Origin of the sequence: Mesorhizobium sp. M7A.F.Ca.US.005.03.2.1, assembly GCF_003997795.1 — a bacterium.
Classification (GTDB): Bacteria; Pseudomonadota; Alphaproteobacteria; order Rhizobiales; family Rhizobiaceae; genus Mesorhizobium; species Mesorhizobium ciceri.
Genome location: NZ_RZRP01000025.1, coordinates 1 through 18,722 on the forward strand (window position 1 = coordinate 1; position 18,722 = coordinate 18,722).

Consider the following 18,722-nt stretch of genomic DNA (forward strand, 5'->3'; position numbering starts at 1 on the left):
CGTCGTAGCCGACCACGGAAATGTCTTGCGGAATGTGCAGGCCGGCCTCCTTCAGCGCTTCGTAGCAGCCGATCGCGGTGCGGTCGTTCTGGCAGAAGATGGCGGTGGGCTTATCCCTGAGCGCCAGCAGCTTGACGGTGGCGGCATAGCCGGCGCTGGCCGACCAGTCGCCCTCGACCACCAGCTCGGGATCGAACGGAATGTCGGCCGTGGCGAGCGCGCGGCGGTAGCCCTTCAGCCGGTCCTGTGCCGCCTGCATCCACGGCTCGCCGGTGATGGTGGCGATGCGGCGGTGGCCGTGGCTGATCAAATGGCGGGTCGAGCTCTGGCCGCCGGCGATCTCGCTCGGCACCACGGCAGGGAAGGCGTAGTCCGCCGTGTAGCAGTTGAGCAGGATCACCGGGATGTCGAGGCCGTAGAGATAGTCGGGCGCTGTGATCTCGCGGGTGAAGATGGTCATGTAGATCAGCGCCGAAATGCCCCGCTTGGTGAGCGCTGAAATGGCGCGCGGCTCCATGACGGAATCGCCCAGCGTCTGCGCCACCAGAAGCACGTTGCCGGCATTCCACGAGGCCTGGCGCGCGCCCTCGATGGCGACCACGGCTTCGGGGCTGGTGGCGAGCTGGTCGACGGCAAAGCCGATCACCCCGTCCAGCCCTTCGAAGGCGGGCCCCTCGAAGGCAGGCAATGCCGGGTGAAGCGCCTCGAAAGCGGGCGCGGTGTAGCCAAGCGTCCGTGCGGCCTCGATCACCCGTTCGCGGGTCTGCTGCGACAGCTTGATCCCTGGCGAATTGTTGAGCACGAAGGACACGGTCGCCTGCGAGCAGCCGGCGGCCCTGGCGATATCGATCATGGTGACGCGGCCCTTGGCGCCCTTGGCCGGCGCCTTGCGCCGCCTCGCCGTGTCGCTGGCCCGATCCGTCGTCTCGCTCATGGCAAATCCCAGTCTGGCTGGCCGGTCAGGCCGGCAAGGTGGCGTGACGCCGTCGCTTTATCGGAATAACGTCAGGCTCGTTTATAACTATTAGTATGCCGGAGGTCCATCCGCCACGCATCTCCATACAAGCGAAAGCTCAATTAACAAAAGGCCTGGGCGGCGGCCCAGCCGTGAGGGCGGCACGCCGGCGGGCACACCGCGAAACCGCTGGCATTGGCTCGGAACTAATACTGTTTACTAATACAAAAATGCGCTGTACCGTCAATCGTCGCATCCGGCCGGTCACGTCCGGGGCGGCGGGAGAGTACGAAAAATGGCCCGGTGGCGAGCGGATCCTATCTCCGCAAGCCTTGTCTCGGATATGTGATATGTCAGACAAATCGGACTATTTACGAATGAGGGATGAGTCTCTAAGGTCGCTGTCGTGGCTGGAACGACGCCATTCTTTCGGTGCCGGGAACCCCTTTGAGGAGGAGGGCGTCCACGCTGCAAACGGCAAATCAGGTCAGTGCAAGATCGGCCGGTCCAACGACTGAGCCAAACGGGAGGTTGAACATGAAATCCTTGATACGCAATGCATCCGTAGCCGCGACCGCGCTGCTGCTTGGCCTGTCGGCCACGGCAATCGCGCGCGCCGACGACAAGCCGACGCTGGCCTTCGTCGTCAACGGCGCTTCCGATTTCTGGAAGGCCGCCGAAGCCGGCGTCAAGAAGGCGCAGGGCGAACTGCCCGACTATACGCTCGAGCTCAAATATCCCGAACAGTCCTCGGTCGCCATCCAGCAGCGGCTGATGGACGATCTGGTGACCGCCGGCGTCAAGGGCATCATGGTCTCGGCCGTCGATCCCAAGACCTCGACCGATGGGTTGAACAAGATCGCCTCGGAAACCGCGCTGTTCACCACCGACTCGGACGCCCCGCAGACCAAGCGCGTCGCCTATATCGGCTCGTCCAACGTCGATGCCGGCAAGCAGGCGGCCGAAATCGCCAAGAAGGCGATGCCCAATGGCGGCAAGTGCCTCGGCTTCGTCGGCCTGCTCGGCGCCGACAATGCCAAGGAGCGCATCCAGGGCATGAAGGACGGCCTGGCCGGCACCAAGATCGAGCTGATCGACGTGCGCGGCGACGACATCGACCAGGCGCGCGCCAAGAAGAATGTCGAGGACGCGCTGGTCGCCAGCCCCGACGTCACCTGCATGGTCGGCTTCTACTCCTACAACACGCCGCGCATCTATGAAGCGCTGCGCGATGCCGGCAAGCTCGGCTCGATCACCGTCGTCGGCTTCGATGACGATCCGATCACGCTGGGCGGCGTCAAGGAAGGCACCATTGCCGCCACCGTCGTGCAGCAGCCCTTCGAATGGGCCTATCAGGGCATGAAGCTGATGGCTGCCTATCTCAAGGGCGACAAGTCGGGCATCCCGGAAGGCAACCTCATCATCATCCCGACCAAGATCATCGGCAAGGATGACGTCGACGCCTACGCCGCCAATCTGAAGGCGATGGCCGGAAACTAAGACTTGAAGCAGTTCAGCCGGCTCAACGTCGCTTGGGCCGGCTGCTCGCATTGACGAACACCGCGAGGATCGTCAGTCTGCCAAAAGCCAAGAGCATGATCCCGAAAAGTGGAAGCCGGTTCTCGGAAAAGATCATGCTCAGAAATTGGCCCGCCAATCGCTGTCAGGCATGATGAATTATTCCGACACATCCATTGCTGCATCCGTGACCGCCCCGTTCCTCAGCCTTGAGAACGTGCGCAAGACCTATCCGGGCGTCGTCGCGCTCGACGGCTTCTCCATGGAGGTCAGGCCGGGCGAGGTCATCGGCCTTGTCGGCGAAAACGGCGCCGGCAAATCGACGTTGATGAAGATCCTCGGCGGCGTCACCAGGCCCGACAGCGGCACGATCACCGTCGACGGCACCGCGCATGACAGGCTCTCCGTCGAAGCCAGCCTGGGATCGGGCATCGCCTTCGTCCACCAGGAACTCAATTTGTTCGAAAATCTGGACGTCGCCGCCAACATCTTCTTCGGCCGCGAACCTTTGCGCGCCGGGCCGCTCAAGCTCGTCGACCGCGCAAAGCTGCGCACCATGGTGGCGCCGCTTTTGAAGCGCGTCGGCGCCAATTTTTCCGCCGACACGCCGGTCGCGACCCTGTCTCTGGCGCAGCAGCAGATGGTCGAGATCGCCAAGGCGCTGTCGATCGAGGCGCGGCTGGTCATCCTCGACGAGCCGACATCGAGCCTGCCGCTCGCCGAGACCGACAAATTGCTCGACGTCATCAAGGCGCTGAAGGCCGACGGCATCAGCGTCATCTTCATCTCGCACCGCCTGGACGAGGTCGAGCGCGTCGCCGACCGCGTCGTGGTGCTGCGCGACGGCATGCTGGCCGGCACCTTGCCGAAGAGCGACATCGGCCACGACCAGATGGTCAAGCTGATGATCGGCCGCATGCTGAAGGAGCGCGAGAAGGCCTCGGAAGCGGCGCGTGCGCCCGGCGCCGTAGCACTTGCGGCCAAGGCCATCCGCACCCCTGCCTATCCCGGCCGCCCGGTCGATCTCGACGTCAGGCGCGGCGAAATCCTCGGCCTCGCCGGTCTTGTCGGTTCCGGCCGCACCGAGCTGGCGCGGGTGTTCTTCGGCATCGATTCGAAGCTCGGGGGCGCGCTGGAACTCGACGGCAAGCCGCTTGCGCTGGCTTCCGCGGCCGACGCCGTCGCGCACGGCATCTTCCTGGTGCCGGAAGACCGCAAGCTCACCGGTATCCTGCTCGACCTGTCGATCGCTCAGAACATTTCGCTGCCCAATCTGCCCGCGCATGCGCGCCGCTCCCTGGTGTCCTCAAGCGCCGAGACCTCCACCGCCGAGAAGCAGAAGAAAGATCTCGGCATCAAGGCGCCTTCGGTGCAGACGCGCACCGGCACGCTGTCGGGCGGCAATCAGCAGAAGGTCGTGCTCGGCAAGTGGCTGGCCATGAACCCCAAGGTGATGATCCTCGACGAGCCGACGCGCGGCATCGACATCGGCGCCAAGGCGGAAATCTACGGCCTGATGCGCGCATTGGCCGATGCCGGCGTCGCCGTGCTGATGATCTCGTCGGACATGGAAGAGGTGATCGGCGTGTCCGACCGCATCGCCGTCATGCATGAGGGCCAAATCTCCGGCATTCTCGACAAGGACCGGTTCAGCCAGGAAAACGTGCTGCTGCTGGCGGTGGGCAAGCAGCCGAAGTAGTTTTGCCGGGGTCGCGCAAGCGCGATCTGCTCAGGCATTGGGGAGAAGACGATGAGCAAGAAAGATCTCGGCCTGCTGATCCTGATCCTGGTGGTCGGGGCGATCGTTGCGATCATCAATCCGCGCTTCCTGTTGCCGATCAACCTCGCCAACACCTCGAACCTGATCGGCCTGTTCGGCATCCTGTCGATCGGCCAGGCCTTCGTCATCATCACCGGCGGCATCGAATTGTCGGTCGGCTCGGTGGTCGCGCTGCTTGGAACGCTGTTCATCGACTTCATCGCCGTGCGCGAGGTGGGCTGGCCGCTGGCCTTCGTGCTGATCCTGTTCCTCGGCGCCATCATAGGCCTGGTGCATGGCTGGCTGATCACAAGGCTCAAGCTGCAGCCTTTCGTCGTCACTTTGTGCGGCCTGTTGATCTACCGCGGTGTCGCCCGCTTCTACACCGCCGACGGCACGGCGGGTTTTGCGTTCGGCCAGAATTTTCCCGAGCTCGAATTCCTGACGGCCGGACGCTCCTATGGCGTGCCGAACAGTTTCATCGCGCTGATCGTTATTTCGATCGTCATGTGGGTGGTGCTGCATCGCTCGGTGTTCGGCCGCTATCTCTACGCCATCGGCAAGAACGAGGAGGCGGCGAAATATTCGGGCATCCGCACCGGCCGTGTCGTCATCGCCGCCTATGTCATCTGCGGTGTGCTGACGGCGCTGTCGGCGATCTATTTCGCCATGTACACGCGCTCGATCTCGCCGGCCAGCCACGGCCAGTTCTACGAACTCTACGCCATCGCCGCCGCCGTGCTCGGCGGCTTCTCGCTGCGCGGCGGCGAAGGCTCGCTGATCGGCGTCATCCTCGGCACGGTGCTGCTGCAGGAGCTGCAGAATCTCGTCAACCTGCTCGGCATCCCGTCCTCGCTCAACTTCGCGGTGATGGGCGGCGTCATCCTCATCGGCGTGCTGGTCGACCAGCAATGGGGCGTGTTCCGGGAACGGCGGCTGATGGTCGACGCCACCCGCAAGGGCGTGGCGGGCCAGGCTGCGGAATAGCTAGCCTAGATCAGGCCCGACATGTCGGAAAAGGCCATCGCCTTGCGCAGCACCTCGGCGAAGCGTTCGCCGGCGGCTTCGCGCGGGCCGCTGTTGTCGATCGAGGTGACGCCGGGCCCGGACAGAGTGACATTGGCGCTGCGTGCCAGCCGCGCCAGCACTTCGCCGCGGGACTCCCGGCCGCGCATCGCCAGACGCTCGGCCAGCACGTCAGGCGAGGCAGTGATCTCGACGATGGCCAGGTTGGCATAGCGTTCGCGCAAGGAGGGGATGATCGCGCGCGACACATTGGCGACAGCGACACGGCCATTGGCGACAGACCAGTCGACATCGGCGGGGATGCCGTAGCGCAAGCCGTGTGCTTCCCAGGAAATGGCGAAGGCGCCATCGGCTTCGGCTTCGGCGAAGGCAGCGTCGGCCAGCGTGTCGTGATCCTCGCTTGCGGCATCGCTCGGCCTGGTGATGACCCGGCGGACGAACTCCAGCCGCGTTTCGTCGGCAAAATGGTTGCGGGCGTAGCCGATCACCGTGTCCTTGCCGGCGCCGCTTGGGCCGACGACGGCGACGAAAACGCCATCGCGGATCGGAAACGTCTCGGCCGAAAGTTCCCGCTCGATCAGTGCCGACACCATCATGCCACCCGGCGTCCCTGCCGCCACACGGTGCGCACGACCGGAACATGGTCGTCGACGCGCACCCGCACCAGATCGGCGCGGCGGCCCTGCTCGATGACGCCGCGGTCGGTCAGGCCAACCGCATCGGCCGGGTTCTTCGAGACCATGGCGACGGCCTGCGGCAGGGAAATGCCTTCGACGACATCGCCGAGGAAGAACGCCGACTGGATCAGGCTGAAGGGAATGTAGTCGGACGACAAGATGTCGAGCAGGCCGTCGCTGGCCAGCGTACGGGCCGAGACATTGCCCGAATGCGAGGCGCCGCGCATAACGTTTGGCGCGCCCATCAGCACACCCATCCCGGCCTCTTTCGAGGCCCTGGCGGCCTCTTCCGTGGTCGGGAATTCGGCGACCCGCACGCCCTGCTCGATCGCTTCGTCGACATGGCCCGATGTGGCGTCGTCGTGGCTGGCCAGCACGATGCCGCGCTCCTGGCAGGCGGCGGCGATCACCGCCCGGTTCGGCGCCGAATTGCGCGCCGATTCGGCCATCCGCTTTTCGCAGAACACCTTGAAGTCGCGATCGGTCAGCTTCAGCTTGCGCTGGTAATAGTAGGCATAGGTTTCGAGATTGACGAACTGGCGCTGGCCTGGCGCATGATCCATCAGCGATGCCAGCTTAACCCGCTCGTCGCCGTCGAAATTGGCGAAAGCCCTGAGGCAGTCCGGAGCCGAAACCTCGCAGCGCAGGTGGATGAAATGGTCGGCGCGCAGACGGTCCTGCTTCACACTGTCCTCGATCGCGTCGGCCAGCTTGCGGATGTCGGCCGATGTCAGGTCGGCGTCTTCGTCCATACCGACGCGCAAGGCATCCAGCACGGTGGTGATGCCGGCGGTTGCCACCTGCGCGTCATGGGCGAGCACGGCGGCGATCGGATTCCAGCGCACCTTGGGCCGCGGCGCGTAATGGCCTTCGAGATGGTCGGTGTGCAACTCGACCAGCCCGGGAATAATATAGTCGCCGCCCATATCCTCGCCGGTGCGGCCAGAACCAGAGCTTGCGCCGGCTTCGATGCCGGCGATAAAGCCGTCGCGCAGCACCAGCGAACCTTCGACGATCTCGTCGGCAAGCACGATGCGGGCATTGTGGAGAACAGTCTCGGCGGTCATTTCAGGCAGTCCTTCAGGCGGTTTTTCTGGCCGGGCGGCGCCCGAGCGCGTGATGCGAGAGCACCATGAACGGCGCACCCGGTTCGGTTTCGACAAACAAGGTCAGCGCATCCACCAGGACCTTCTGTTGCAGCACTTCCGCGAACAGGCTGTCGATCGCTGCGCGCAAACGCGGGCTCTCCTGTGACCCCGCCCGGCCGGAGAGCGTCATGTGGAAGCGAAAGGTTTCGAAGACATAGGGGTAGCCCCATTGGCAGAGATTGCGGAACTCGGCCGGCTTCAGCGAATCCGGGCTGCGCCGCTCGATTTCCGCCTCGCTCAGCGGTGCGCGAAACCGGTCGAAGTCGCGCACCACGTCATCGGCGAACCGGTTGAGCGCAGGCACTGGCCCTTCCGGCACCAGTGCGAAGAAGCCGTCGATCTGGCTGACCACGAGACGGGGAATGGTCACCACCGGCGTCACCTCGGCAAAAAGGTCGAGTGCGGCGCGCAGCGAGACTTCCGTCTCGTTGGCAGCTAGGCGGAACGGTGCTTTCAGCGTCGCATGGAAACCATAGCGGCGCGCCGAAGCGGTGTGGAAAGCGACTTCCGCCGCCGACAGGTCGGCCACCGCTTCGACCGGCCTCGTCGCGGCGCCAAACGGGTCGCGGCCCAGCCAGTCGGCGGCAATCCGCGCCAGTGGCTCGTCCTGCCGGGGAGTGAAATAGAGGGCGTAGCGCATGGAAAGTCCTTGTCAGCTTCGCTGCCATAGGTGATTTCCATGACGAATTGACGAAGCCTTGCTGGCTTTCAGGTAACAAAACGCTGCGGCGGGGTCATTAGCCGACGATTTTTTCGTGCTGGACCAGGGAGCGAGTGCTCACGCAGCGACCGATCAGGCCTTCATCAGCCATTCATGCTCGGGCGCATTGTGGAACTTCCACGTCCGCTTCGGTCCTGCCATGACGTTGAGATAATAGAGGTCGTAGCCATGGCAGGCGGCGCAGGGGTGATAACCCCTGGGTACCAGCACGACATCGCCATCCTCGATCGCCATTGCTTCGTCGAGCGCGCGATGGCCGTTCTTGTCGGCGTCGGTGTAGACGCGCTGGAAGGCAAAGCCCTGTGGCGGGTTGAGGCGGTGATAGTAAGTTTCCTCGAGGTAGGATTCAGCGGGCAGATTGTCCTGGTCGTGCTTGTGCGGCGGATAGCTCGACGTATGCCCCCCGGGCGTGATGACCTCGACCACCAGCAGCGAATCGGCCGGCTTGCCCTCCGGCAATATGTTGGTGACATAGCGCGTGTTGGTGCCCTTGCCGCGCACCTCCTGGCCGAGATCGTCCGGTCCGATGACGCGAACCGGCAGGCGGCCGCCAAGGCCCGGCGCCGAGCAGACCGCGAGTTCCAGTTCGGTGTCCGCGGTCACCGACCAGTCCGAACCCTCAGGCACGTAGACCGACCACGGCTTGCCCTCGAAGGGCGACATGCGCTCGCCGAGCAGGCCGAGCTCCTTGCCGCCGGCTGAAGCCTTGCCCTTGCCGGTGACGAACACCAGGCAGACTTCGCGATCCTCCGTCTTGCCGGAGGCGCTCTCGCCCGGCTTCAGCCGATGCAGGTCGAAACCGACATAGGTCCAGCCGGCGCTTTTCGGCGTCACATGGGCGACGCGACCGTGGCCCTTGTCGGCTTTGACGAGCAGCTTCGACATTTTTGTCTCTCCTATCGCAAATCTTCGAGATCGGCCGAAGCCTCTCAACTTCGTCATCCTAGGGCCTAGCAGGAGCGAAGCTCCGTCGCGGAGACCCTAGGATGACGAAGTTAGAAGCACTGGAAGCTAACCGCCGACGCATGCGATCAGTCACTCCTTCGGCTCGGGCCCGACCGGAGGCCTCGCCTCGTCAGCAGGCTTGTAGAGATAAAAAAACTGCCAGACGGCGTAGCCGGCGAAGCCGAGCGCGATCATGCCCCAGAACGGCGTGCCGGTGGCGAACTCGATGATCGACCAGATGACGCAGACCGCGACGACGGCGACACGCCGCCACAAAGGCCGGAAGAAGGGGTGTTCGGAATCTTTCATCGGGCCAATCTACAGCAATCGGCCTCGCCGGGAACCCGTCGCACCAGCCATTGGGAGACTAGACATTTGGAAAGCCTTGCGTCTCGACCGTGTATCCGGCCGCCGTCATGACGCGCATCAATTCCTCGTAGCCCACTTGCGCCATCTTGAGCGGCGGGTTCTTCTTCGGGTCCTGCTCGGCCTCGACCACGAACCAGCCCTCATAGCCATGGTCGGCGAAGCGCTGCACGATGGCGCCGAAGTCCAGCGAACCGTCGCCCGGCACGGTGAAGGCGCCGAGCGCCACCGCGTCGAGGAAGGACTGCTTCGTGCGGTCGAGCTTTTCGATCACCCCCATGCGGACGTCCTTCACATGCACATGGCTGATCCGGGTATGATGGTTGTCGATGGCGCGCAGCACGTCGCCGCCGGCGAATGCCAGATGGCCTGCATCGAGCAGCAGCGGAATGCCGGCTCCGGAATAGCGCATGAAGGCATCGAGTTCCGGCTCGGTCTCAACCACTGCCGCCATGTGGTGGTGGTAGGACAACGGCATGCCCTGTTCGGCGCACCATTCGCCAAACGCGGTCAGGCGTTTCGCATAAGCCTTCATCTCGTCGTCCGACAGCTTCGGCTTGGTCGCCAGCGGCTTCGAGCGGTCGCCCTGGATCGAACGGCCAACCTCGCCATAGACGATGCAAGGCGCGTTCACCGCCTTGAACAGGTCGATCATCGGCTGGATGCGATCCTTGTTGTCGGCCATCTCCCCATCGACCAGCGTGCCCGAGAACCAGCCGCCGCACAGCGTGACGTCGGCGGCCTTCAGGATCGGCAGCATGATTTCGGGGTCATTGGGAAAACGCCGGCCCATCTCCATGCCGGTGAAGCCGGCCGAGCGCGACTGGCGCAGACATTCTTCCAGCGACACGTCATCGCTGAGCTCCGCAAGATCGTCGTTCCACCACGCAATGGGGGACATGCCCAGTTTGGCTTTCAAGTCGTCACTCCGGTCCTAAAACAGTTTCTTGCTCGTTGGCGCCGCCCCTCATCTGCCTGCCGGCATCTTCTCCCCGTGTAGAGACAGGGAGAAGGAGGAGCTTCGGCGCCTCTATCAATCGCCGATGGTCTGCATCTGCCGCTTTTCGTCATACGCCTTGCGCGCCGCGTTGACCTGCGGCCGCACTGACACTTCCGGCACCGCCACATCCCACCAGTGACCGCCGGCATCGGTGGAAACCAGCGGGTCGGTGTCGATGACGAGCACCGTGGTGCGCGTATTCTTCCTGGCTTGTGCCAGCGCGTTTTCCAGCCCGGCGATCGACGGCACTTTCTCGGCAATCGCCCCCATGCTCGCCGCATGCGCGGCGAAGTCGATGTCGGGCAGAACCTCGTGGCGCGAGTCCTTCAGCAGATTGTTGAAGTTGGCGCCGCCGGTCGCCATCTGCAGCCGGTTGATGCAGCCGTAACCGCGGTTGTCGAGCAGCACGATGGTCAGCTTGAGGCCGAGCATCACCGAGGTGGCGATCTCCGAATTCATCATCAGGTAGGAGCCGTCGCCGATCATGACGACGATCTCCTCGCCGGGCTTCGCCATCTTGGCGCCGAGCCCGCCGGCAATCTCATAGCCCATGGTCGAGAAGCCGTATTCGCCATGGTACGAGCCGGGCGCGCCCGCCTGCCAAAGCTTGTGCAATTCGCCCGGCAACCCGCCGGAGGCATTCAGCAGCGTCACACCGGAGCCCATGGCGCGCTGCACCGCGCCGATCACCTGCGCATCGGACGGATAGGCGGCATTGGTCGACGCCGTCACCTTGGCCGCCTCGACCGCCCAGGCCTTCTTGCCGGAGGACGCATTGTCGGTCCAGCTTGCCGGCGCCTTCCAGTCCTTCAGCGCAGCACCGAGTTCCCCCAGGCCCTCGGCCGCATCGGCCACCAGCGGCAGGGCGCGGTGCTTGCCGGCATCGAAGGGCTGCACGTTGAGCCCGATGATGGTCTTGCCCGAATTCTTGAACAGCGCCCACGAACCGGTGGTGAAATCCTGCAGGCGCGTGCCGATGGCCAGCACGACATCGGCTTCCTCAGCCAGCCGGTTGGCGGCAGAAGTGCCGGTGACGCCGACCGCCGCCATGTTGAGCGGGTGGTTGTCCGGCAGCGAGGATTTGCCGCCTTGCGTCTCGCAGACAGGAATGCCGGCGCCCTCGGCGAATTTCGCCAGTTCGTCCGACGCCTGCGAATAGAGGACACCGCCGCCGGCGATCACCAACGGCTTTTTTGCACCCTTGAGCGCGGCGACCGCGGCCGCCAGTTCCTGGCGATCCGGGCGCGGCCGGCGCTGGTGCCAGACCCGCTCCGCGAAAAAACTCTCGGGATAGTCATAGGCCTCGGCCTGGACGTCCTGGCAGAGCGACAGCGTCACCGGGCCGCATTCGGCCGGATCGGTCAGCACGGCCATGGCACGGCTCAGCGCAGGAATGATCTGCTCCGGCCGGGTGATGCGGTCGAAATAGCGCGAAACCGGACGGAAGCAGTCGTTGACCGTCGCCGTGCCGTCGGAAAAATCCTCGGCCTGCTGCAGCACCGGGTCGGGGATGCGGTTGGCGAAGACATCGCCTGGCAAAAACAGGACGGGCAACCTGTTTACATGGGCGAGCGCCGCCGCCGTCACCATGTTGAGCGCGCCGGGGCCGATCGAGGACGTCGCGGCCATGAAGCGGCGGCGGAAATTGGCCTTGGCGTAGGCGATTGCCGCATGCGCCATCGCCTGTTCGTTGTGGGCGCGAAAGGTCGGCAGTTCGTCGCGCACCTGATAGAGCGCCTCGCCGATGCCGGCGACATTGCCGTGGCCGAAGATCGCCCAGACGCCGCCGAAGATCGGGACTTTGCTACCGTCGATCTCAGTCATCTGGCGCGACAGGAAGCGGGTCAGCGCCTGCGCCATCGTCAGGCGGATTGTCTTGCTCATGGTGTTTTCCTCCGCAGTCCTATTCCGCGCCTTCTTATGCCGCCTTGCGGCCGCGCGCGGCAAGCCACGCATCCGTCAACTGTTCGAAGCGCTGCGCCATGTCGGCGATCGCCTCGTCATCCGACATCCTGCCGGCCAGCCATTGTTCGGCCGCATGGACGAAGATGGTGCGGCCGACGGCAAAACCCTTGACGATGGGTGCCTTGGCGGTGGCGGCGAACGCCGCTTCCAGCTCGTCCTGCGGCGCTTCCAGGCCCAGCAGCACGACGCCGCGGCACCAGGGGTCGTGCTTCAGGATCACGGCCTCGATCTTCGCCCAGGCGCCGCTCGACGCCTGCGGCTCGAGCTTCCACCAGTCCGGCTTGATGCCGAGCGCATAGAGTTCCTCCAGCGCGCGCGGGATCGTCGTGTCGTCGAGCTTGCCATGCTTGCCGGCAATGATCTCGATGAGAAGTTCCCTGCCGACCTTCCGCGCGGCTTCGAACAGCGCGCGCAACTTCTGCTGCTGTTCGTCCTTGAGCGCCGCCGGATCGTCGGGATGATAGAAGCACAGGCATTTGATGCAATGGTCGACCGGCCACTCGGTGAGCTGCGAGCCGATGTCCTGCGAGAACTCGAAGCGCAGCGGCCGCGAACCCGGCAGCTCCACCGGCCGCCCGAGCCAGGCGAAGGAATGCCTGGCGAATTCGAACATCGCCTTGCGGCCGTGTTTCTCGTCGATCAGCATGCCGTAGCCGTCGCGGCCGGCGGCAACCTTCGCCGCCGCCTTGACCGCCAGCACCTTGAAATCCTGGATGCGTGCGGGATCGGCACCGGCCTTCGCCGCCACATCCTCGAGCTGCACGCGGTGGTCGCAGGCGAGCGCCATCATCGAGGGAATGTCGCGCCGGCGCGTCGTTGCCCAATGGATGTGGTTGATCGCCTCGTCCTTGCGCAACGCCAGATGCCTGCTGCCGTTCTTGAGGAAGAACCGCAGCTCCTCGAAGGTCGGATATTCCGGCGCGCAGAGCAGCCGCGACACGGCGAAGGCGCCGCAGGCATTGGCCCAGGTCGCCGCCGTCGCATGGTCTTCGCCACCCAGCCAGCCGCGCAGGAAGCCCGACATGAAGGCGTCGCCGGCGCCGAGCACATTGTAGATCTCGATCGGAAACCCCTTGCCGACGACGCCGTCCTCGAGATCGTCGCTGATCGGTCCGTCATAGACGATGCAGCCCATCGCGCCGCGCTTCAGGACGATGGTGGCGGACGACAGCGAGCGGATTGTCTTCAAGGCGCTCAGGCAATCATCGGCGCCCGACGCGATCATGATCTCTTCCTCGGTGCCGACGATGAGGTCGCAGTCGGGCAGCACCGTCTTCAGCTGCGCCGAGACCCGGTCCGATTTCACATAGCGCTCGAACCCTTCGGCATGGCCGGCGAGGCCCCACAGGTTCGGCCGGTAGTCGATGTCGAACACCACCTTGCCGCCCTTGGCCTTCATGATGCGGATCGCCTTGCGCTGCGCGGCATCGCTGTTGGGCCTGGAAAAATGCGTGCCGGTGACGACGATCGAGCGCGCCGAGGCGATGAAGGCCTCATCGATGTCTTCCGGCGCCAGCGCCATGTCGGCGCAGTCCGAGCGATAGAAGATCATCGGCGAGACGCCTTCGTCCTCGACCGACAGCAGCACCAGTGCGGTTAGCCGCTCCTTGTCGGTCTTGAGCCCGTCGACATTGACGCCTTCACGCGTCAGCTGCTCGCGGATGAAGCGGCCCATCTGCTCGTCGCCGACGCGGGTGAGCAGCGCCGAGCGCAGGCCGAGCCTGGCGGTGCCGACCGAGATGTTGGCCGGGCAGCCGCCGACCGACTTGGCGAAGGAGGTGATGTCCTCCAGCCGCGAGCCGATCTGCTGGCCGTAAAGGTCGACGGAAGCGCGACCGATGGTGATGACGTCGAGCGGCGCGTATTCAGCGTCCACGGCTTCGCTCATTGGAACCTCCCGTCGGCCTTGTTGTGTTGGGGTACACGCGCGAGCGGCAGCGTGGCGCCGGGAATATGAAATAATAATTCCAATCCATAGTCAATATGGAATGAGCATTCCTTCGGTGAAAAGTACCTTTTCGGCGGTGGATCAGGCCTTGCGCTTCCTGCCCGTGCCGCGCCGCTTCTCGCCGACGCCGACGGTCAGCGCCATGGCCAGCGCCATTGTCGCCGACAGTGAGCGGAAGCCGGCGAAATCGGCCTCGGCAACCTCGAACCAGACCTTGGCGAACTGGGCGAGCGGCGAAAACGAGCTGTCGGTGATGGCGACGATCGGCACGCCCTGTTCCGAGATGCTGCGCGCCTCCTCGATCGTGGCCGGCGCGTAGGGCGAGAAGGAGATGGCGATGACGGCATCCGCCGGCGTGGCGAAGCCGATCATCTCGGCATTCAGCCCGGCCGCCGATTCGATCAGCTGGTTGCGGATCTTCAGCTTGCCCAGTGCATAGGCGATGTAGGACGCCACCGGATAGGAGCGCCGCTTGGCCAGCACATAGATGGTTTCCGCCTTTGCCAGCAGGGAAATAGCGTCTTCCAGATGCGCTTCGTCCAGCGTGCGCGAGATATCGTTGAGCGAGGTCGAGGCGGCGGCGACGAAGCCGTCGAAGATCGCCCGGTGGCCGGCGCCTCCCTCAGCCTTGACGCGCAGCGCCTGCAGCCTTTCGTCATAGGATGAGTTGCGCTCGCGCAGCCGCTCGCGAAACACCTGCTGCAGGCTGGTGAAACCATCGAAGCCAAGCTGCTGGGCAAATCGGATCAGGGTCGAAGGCTGCACGCCGGCCGAAGCGGCGATGCTGGCGGCGGTGCCGAAGGCGATATCGTCTGGATTGTCGAGCGCATGGGCAGCGATCTGGGCGATGCGTTTCGGCAGGCTTTCGCGTCGCTCCAGGATGGTGGTGCGCAGCGTCTCGAAATCGCGAGGTATCCGTTCGTCCATCGTCGCTCTGTCCAGGCTCATGCGTGAAGCATCCTCTGTGCCTCATCATAGCGAGCCTGCGCAAGAACACCATAAAAAATGAGGCAGACATTCCATTTCAGGAGAAAATGGACTAATTCATCCACGCAGCGCTTCAAGCAGTGGAGAAACGGAAAATGGTCGGCGTCGGTCTCATCGGTACGGGTTTCATGGGCAAGTGTCACGCCATCGCATGGAGTGCCGTCAGCGCCGTCTTTCCCGACGTGGCCAAGCCACGGCTGGTCCATCTCGGCGAGGTCAATGAAGAGCTTGCCCGGCGCAAGGCGGGCGAGTTCGGTTTCGCCAAGGCGTCGGGCGACTGGCGCGCCGTCGTCAACGATCCCGAAGTCGACATCGTCTCGCTGACCACGCCCAACCAGTTCCATCCGGAAATGGCCATCGCGGTTCTTCAGGTAGGCAAGCATCTGTGGTGCGAAAAGCCGATGGCGCCGAGCTTTGCCGAGGCCGAGGCGATGGCGGCGGCGGCGAAAAAGTCCGGCAAGGTCGCGGCGCTCGGCTACAACTACATCCAGAGCCCGGCCATCCGCCATATCGGCGCGCTGCTGGAAGAGAAGATCATCGGCGAGGTCAACCATCTGCGCATCGAGATGGACGAGGACTTCATGGCCGACCCCGAAGCGCTGTTCTTCTGGAAGCACGAAGCAGCTTCCGGCTATGGCGCGCTCGACGATTTCGCCGTGCATCCGCTGTCTCTGGTCTCAGCCCTGTTCGGCCGCGTCGCCAGTGTCATCTGCGACATGGCTAAACCCTATGCCGATCGCAAGCTGGCCAGCGGCGGTCGTCGCGCGGTGGAGACCTACGACATCGCCAGCGTGCTGATGCATCTGGAAAACGGCATTGCCGGCACGCTGCTGGTCAACCGCTCGGCCTGGGGCCGCAAGGGCCGCATCGCCGTCCAGATATTCGGCTCGAAGGGGTCGATCCTGTTCGACCAGGAACGCTCGAACGAATTCCAGCTCTATCTCACATCAGACCGCCCCACCGAACAGGGCTACCGCACCGTCCTGGTGGCGCCGCACCACAAGCCCTATGACCTCTTTGTGCCGGCGCCAGGCCATGGCCTCGGCTTCAACGATCTCAAGATCATCGAGTGCCACGAATTGCTGACGCGATTGGCCGGCAAGCCCGCGCGACTCATCGAATTCGCCGAGGGGCTGGAGATCGAGCGCACGGTGCACGCCATGGCGCGTTCGTTCGAGGCAAAGCGCTGGGTCGATGTGAGGTGACCTCCGCTCGCTTCAGACTACGGTGGCAGCGACGTTCGTCTCCCACCCGCTCACCCAGACCTGCCGCAGCCGGTCGCCTTCGCCCTTGAAGCGTAGCCCCGTCGCCTGGCAATCCTCGATCCGGTCGCTGCGGAAATTGCGGATCGCCTGGCGCAGCTCGCACCAGGCGACGATGTTGGCGGTTTCGGCGTAGTAGATCAGCGCGATCGGGCGGATGAGGCGCTCGGAGGCGCGGCCCATTTCGTCTCGATAGGAGAGGTCGAGCTTCTCCTCGTCGCGGATGGCGCGTCGCACCAGCGCAAGGTCGATCGCGCCGGTCGAGGGCGCGGCGAAACCCCAGGCATGCAGCGCATTGGCGTCGAATGCCTGCCGCAAGGGTGGCGGCACCGCGCCGGCGATCTTGGCGCTGACGCGCTTGGCCGCCTGCTTGAGTTCATTGTCGCCGGTGCGCTCCAGCAGCGCCAGCGACAGGACGATCGCCTCCATCTCCTCGATCGAAAACATCAGCGGCGGCAGGTCGAAGCCGGGGCGCAGGATGTAGCCGATGCCGCGGCCCCCTTCGATAGGCACGCGCATCGCCTGCAGCGCTGCGATGTCGCGATAGATCGAGCGCACCGTCACTTCCAGCCGCTCGGCAATCGTCGCCGCCGTCACCGGCTGCCGCGCCAGCCGCAGGATCTGGATGATCTCGAACAGGCGCGACGCCTTGCGCATTTTTTACCCCAGGTTGCGCGCCCAACTGACACACCATTGTCAGTTGGGCTGACCTATAGGAGCGCCTATCGGATTGAAAATCAACAGGTTCCGCTGCGGCTTGGCCGGGCGAGGCGATAGGCAACTGACATGGACTACGCGGCAAACCTCTGGCTTTTCTTTATCCTGCTGTTCGGCATCATCGCCGTTCCGGGCATGGATATGCTCTTCGTGCTTGCCAATGCACTGACCGGCGGACGCGACAGGGGTCTCGCCGCGACCGGCGGCATCATGGTCGGCGGCATGGTGCATACGCTGAACGGCGCCATCGGCGTCGGCCTGCTGATGCATTTCGTGCCGATCCTGTTCAAGCCGCTTCTGCTTGCCGGCGCCGCCTACATGGCCTTCATAGGCATCACGCTGATGCGCAGTTCCATCATCGTCGGCCAGGAGGGGCCTGCCGGCAGCCGTTCCGCATGGAAGGCGTTTCGCCAGGGGTTTGTGACCTGCCTGATCAACCCGAAGGCATACCTGTTCGTGCTTGCCGTCTACCCGCAGTTCCTGAAACCGGACTACGGTCCGATCTGGATGCAGGCGACGGTCATGGGGCTGCTGACCGTGGTGACGCAGGCTGCGATCTATGGCGGGCTGGCTATCACGGCCGGCCGCAGCCGCAACCTTCTGATCGCCAATCCGCGGGCGACCATTTTTGCCGGCCGGGCGGCCGGACTGCTGCTCTTTGCCGTATCGGTGTTCACGGCATGGGAAGGATTAAGGGCGGCGTAATCCCGGTCACCGCCGCCCACTTCCCTATGCCCTGTCAGGCAGCTCCCTGCCGGTTGTCGATCATGGCGCGGCGTGCCGAGCGGCGCCACTCGACGGCGCCGGCAAGGCCGTGCAGCACGGTCTCGGTGGTCGCCCAGTCGATGCAGCCATCGGTGATGCTCTGGCCATAGACCAGCGGCTTGCCCGGCACCACGTCCTGCCGGCCGGCGACGAGATTGCTCTCGATCATCAGGCCGATGATGCGCTCGTCGCCTGCCGCGACCTGGCCGGCGACATCTGCCGCCACCTTGGGCTGGTTCTCGGGCTTCTTGGCCGAGTTGGCGTGGCTGACGTCGATCATCAGACGGGGCGCAACGCCGATGCGGGCGAGTTCCACAGCGGCGGCTTCGACGCTCGCCGCGTCATAGTTGGGCTGAACGCCGCCGCGCAGGATAACGTGGCAGTCCTCATTGCCCGTGGTCGTGGCGATGCCGCTGCGCCCGCCCTTGGTCACCGCCATGAAATGATGCGGCTGCGCGGCGGATTTCACCGCCTCGGCGGCTATGCGCAGATTGCCGTCGGTGCCGTTCTTGAAGCCGACCGGGCAGGAGAGGCCCGAGGCCAGTTCGCGGTGGATCTGGCTCTCGGTCGTGCGCGCGCCGATCGCGCCCCAGGCCACGAGGTCGGCAATGTATTGCGGGGTGGTCATGTCGAGGAATTCGGTCGCCGCCGGCAGGCCGAGATTGTTGACGGCCGACAGCACATTGCGTGCCATCCGCAGCCCCTTGTCGATGTTGAAGCTGCCGTCGAGGTCGGGATCGTTGATGAGGCCTTTCCAGCCGACCGTCGTGCGCGGCTTTTCGAAATAGACCCGCATCACGATCTCCAGCCGGTCCGACAGGCTCTCGCGCAGCGCCGCCAGACGGCTGGCGTAGTCGACGGCCGCGACCGGATCGTGGATCGAACACGGGCCGACGATGACGAGCAGCCGGTCGTCGGTCCCGTTCAAGATGGCATGGGTTGCGTTGCGCGATGCGCTGACGG

Annotated in this window: 17 protein-coding genes; 5 read left to right on the top strand and 12 right to left on the bottom strand. The window is 64.5% G+C overall.

Annotation, left to right across the window (positions count from 1 at the left end; genetic code table 11):
- A partial coding sequence (locus EN991_RS02830; RefSeq protein WP_164768839.1) for a LacI family DNA-binding transcriptional regulator occupies positions 1–934 on the bottom strand: 934 nt, incomplete at its 3' end.
- Positions 935–1,492: 558 nt separating this feature from the next.
- On the opposite strand from EN991_RS02830, the gene EN991_RS02840 reads away from it, so the two are divergent.
- From EN991_RS02840 to EN991_RS02850, 3 genes are all read left to right on the top strand, one after another.
- The gene (locus EN991_RS02840) at positions 1,493–2,455 is read left to right on the top strand and encodes a sugar-binding protein (RefSeq protein ID WP_013528381.1); all 963 of its coding nucleotides are present in this window, start codon (positions 1,493–1,495) and stop codon (positions 2,453–2,455) included.
- A gap of 172 nt (positions 2,456–2,627) precedes the next feature.
- Positions 2,628–4,172 carry a sugar ABC transporter ATP-binding protein gene (locus EN991_RS02845; protein WP_127368117.1) on the top strand — a complete coding sequence of 515 codons (1,545 nt, stop codon included), beginning with the start codon at positions 2,628–2,630 and terminating at the stop codon, positions 4,170–4,172.
- Between the two features lie 51 nt (positions 4,173–4,223).
- Positions 4,224–5,219, top strand: coding sequence for an ABC transporter permease (locus tag EN991_RS02850; RefSeq protein ID WP_027161057.1), 996 nt, complete (start codon positions 4,224–4,226; stop codon positions 5,217–5,219).
- A 5-nt stretch (positions 5,220–5,224) separates the two neighbouring features.
- On the opposite strand, the gene phnN is transcribed toward EN991_RS02850, so the two are convergent.
- From phnN to EN991_RS02895, 9 genes are all read right to left on the bottom strand, one after another.
- Positions 5,225–5,854, bottom strand: a complete 630-nt coding sequence (gene phnN / locus EN991_RS02855; RefSeq protein WP_027161056.1) for a phosphonate metabolism protein/1,5-bisphosphokinase (PRPP-forming) PhnN — start codon at positions 5,852–5,854, stop codon at positions 5,225–5,227.
- Positions 5,851–7,002, bottom strand: a complete 1,152-nt coding sequence (locus tag EN991_RS02860) for an alpha-D-ribose 1-methylphosphonate 5-triphosphate diphosphatase (protein ID WP_127368108.1) — start codon at positions 7,000–7,002, stop codon at positions 5,851–5,853. The genes phnN and EN991_RS02860 overlap by 4 nt, the downstream gene beginning before the upstream one ends.
- A 13-nt stretch (positions 7,003–7,015) precedes the next feature.
- Entirely contained in the window at positions 7,016–7,723 is a 708-nt protein-coding gene (locus EN991_RS02865; protein ID WP_027161055.1) for a DUF1045 domain-containing protein, read from the bottom strand.
- A gap of 153 nt (positions 7,724–7,876) precedes the next feature.
- Entirely contained in the window at positions 7,877–8,689 is an 813-nt protein-coding gene (iolB, locus tag EN991_RS02870; protein ID WP_064992838.1) for a 5-deoxy-glucuronate isomerase, read from the bottom strand.
- 150 nt (positions 8,690–8,839) lie between these two features.
- Entirely contained in the window at positions 8,840–9,058 is a 219-nt protein-coding gene (locus EN991_RS02875; protein ID WP_027161053.1) for a hypothetical protein, read from the bottom strand.
- A gap of 58 nt (positions 9,059–9,116) precedes the next feature.
- Positions 9,117–10,034, bottom strand: coding sequence for a myo-inosose-2 dehydratase (gene iolE, locus EN991_RS02880; protein WP_127368109.1), 918 nt, complete (start codon positions 10,032–10,034; stop codon positions 9,117–9,119).
- Between the two features lie 114 nt (positions 10,035–10,148).
- Positions 10,149–11,999: a 3D-(3,5/4)-trihydroxycyclohexane-1,2-dione acylhydrolase (decyclizing) gene (gene iolD / locus EN991_RS02885; protein ID WP_127368110.1), complete on the bottom strand. Its 1,851-nt coding sequence runs from the start codon at positions 11,997–11,999 to the stop codon at positions 10,149–10,151.
- Positions 12,000–12,033: 34 nt separating this feature from the next.
- Complete coding sequence (iolC, locus tag EN991_RS02890; RefSeq protein ID WP_063169770.1) at positions 12,034–13,968, bottom strand: 5-dehydro-2-deoxygluconokinase; 1,935 nt, start codon at positions 13,966–13,968, stop codon at positions 12,034–12,036.
- 141 nt (positions 13,969–14,109) lie between these two features.
- Positions 14,110–14,955 carry a MurR/RpiR family transcriptional regulator gene (locus EN991_RS02895; RefSeq protein WP_164753509.1) on the bottom strand — a complete coding sequence of 282 codons (846 nt, stop codon included), beginning with the start codon at positions 14,953–14,955 and terminating at the stop codon, positions 14,110–14,112.
- A 155-nt stretch (positions 14,956–15,110) separates the two neighbouring features.
- Between EN991_RS02895 and EN991_RS02900 the strand changes: the two genes are divergently transcribed.
- A complete protein-coding gene (locus EN991_RS02900; protein ID WP_127368112.1) occupies positions 15,111–16,220 on the top strand; it encodes a Gfo/Idh/MocA family oxidoreductase in 1,110 nt (369 codons plus the stop codon).
- 12 nt (positions 16,221–16,232) lie between these two features.
- Here the strand turns inward: EN991_RS02900 and EN991_RS02905 are convergent, their stop codons facing one another.
- The gene (locus tag EN991_RS02905) at positions 16,233–16,934 is read right to left on the bottom strand and encodes a YafY family protein (protein ID WP_127368113.1); all 702 of its coding nucleotides are present in this window, start codon (positions 16,932–16,934) and stop codon (positions 16,233–16,235) included.
- A gap of 129 nt (positions 16,935–17,063) precedes the next feature.
- Between EN991_RS02905 and EN991_RS02910 the strand changes: the two genes are divergently transcribed.
- On the top strand, positions 17,064–17,699 hold the full coding sequence (locus tag EN991_RS02910; RefSeq protein WP_013528367.1) for a LysE family translocator: 636 nt from the start codon (positions 17,064–17,066) through the stop codon (positions 17,697–17,699).
- A 34-nt stretch (positions 17,700–17,733) separates the two neighbouring features.
- Here the strand turns inward: EN991_RS02910 and EN991_RS02915 are convergent.
- Positions 17,734–18,722, bottom strand: a 989-nt coding sequence (locus EN991_RS02915; RefSeq protein ID WP_127368114.1) for a 3-deoxy-7-phosphoheptulonate synthase, incomplete at its 5' end; no start/stop codon positions are given.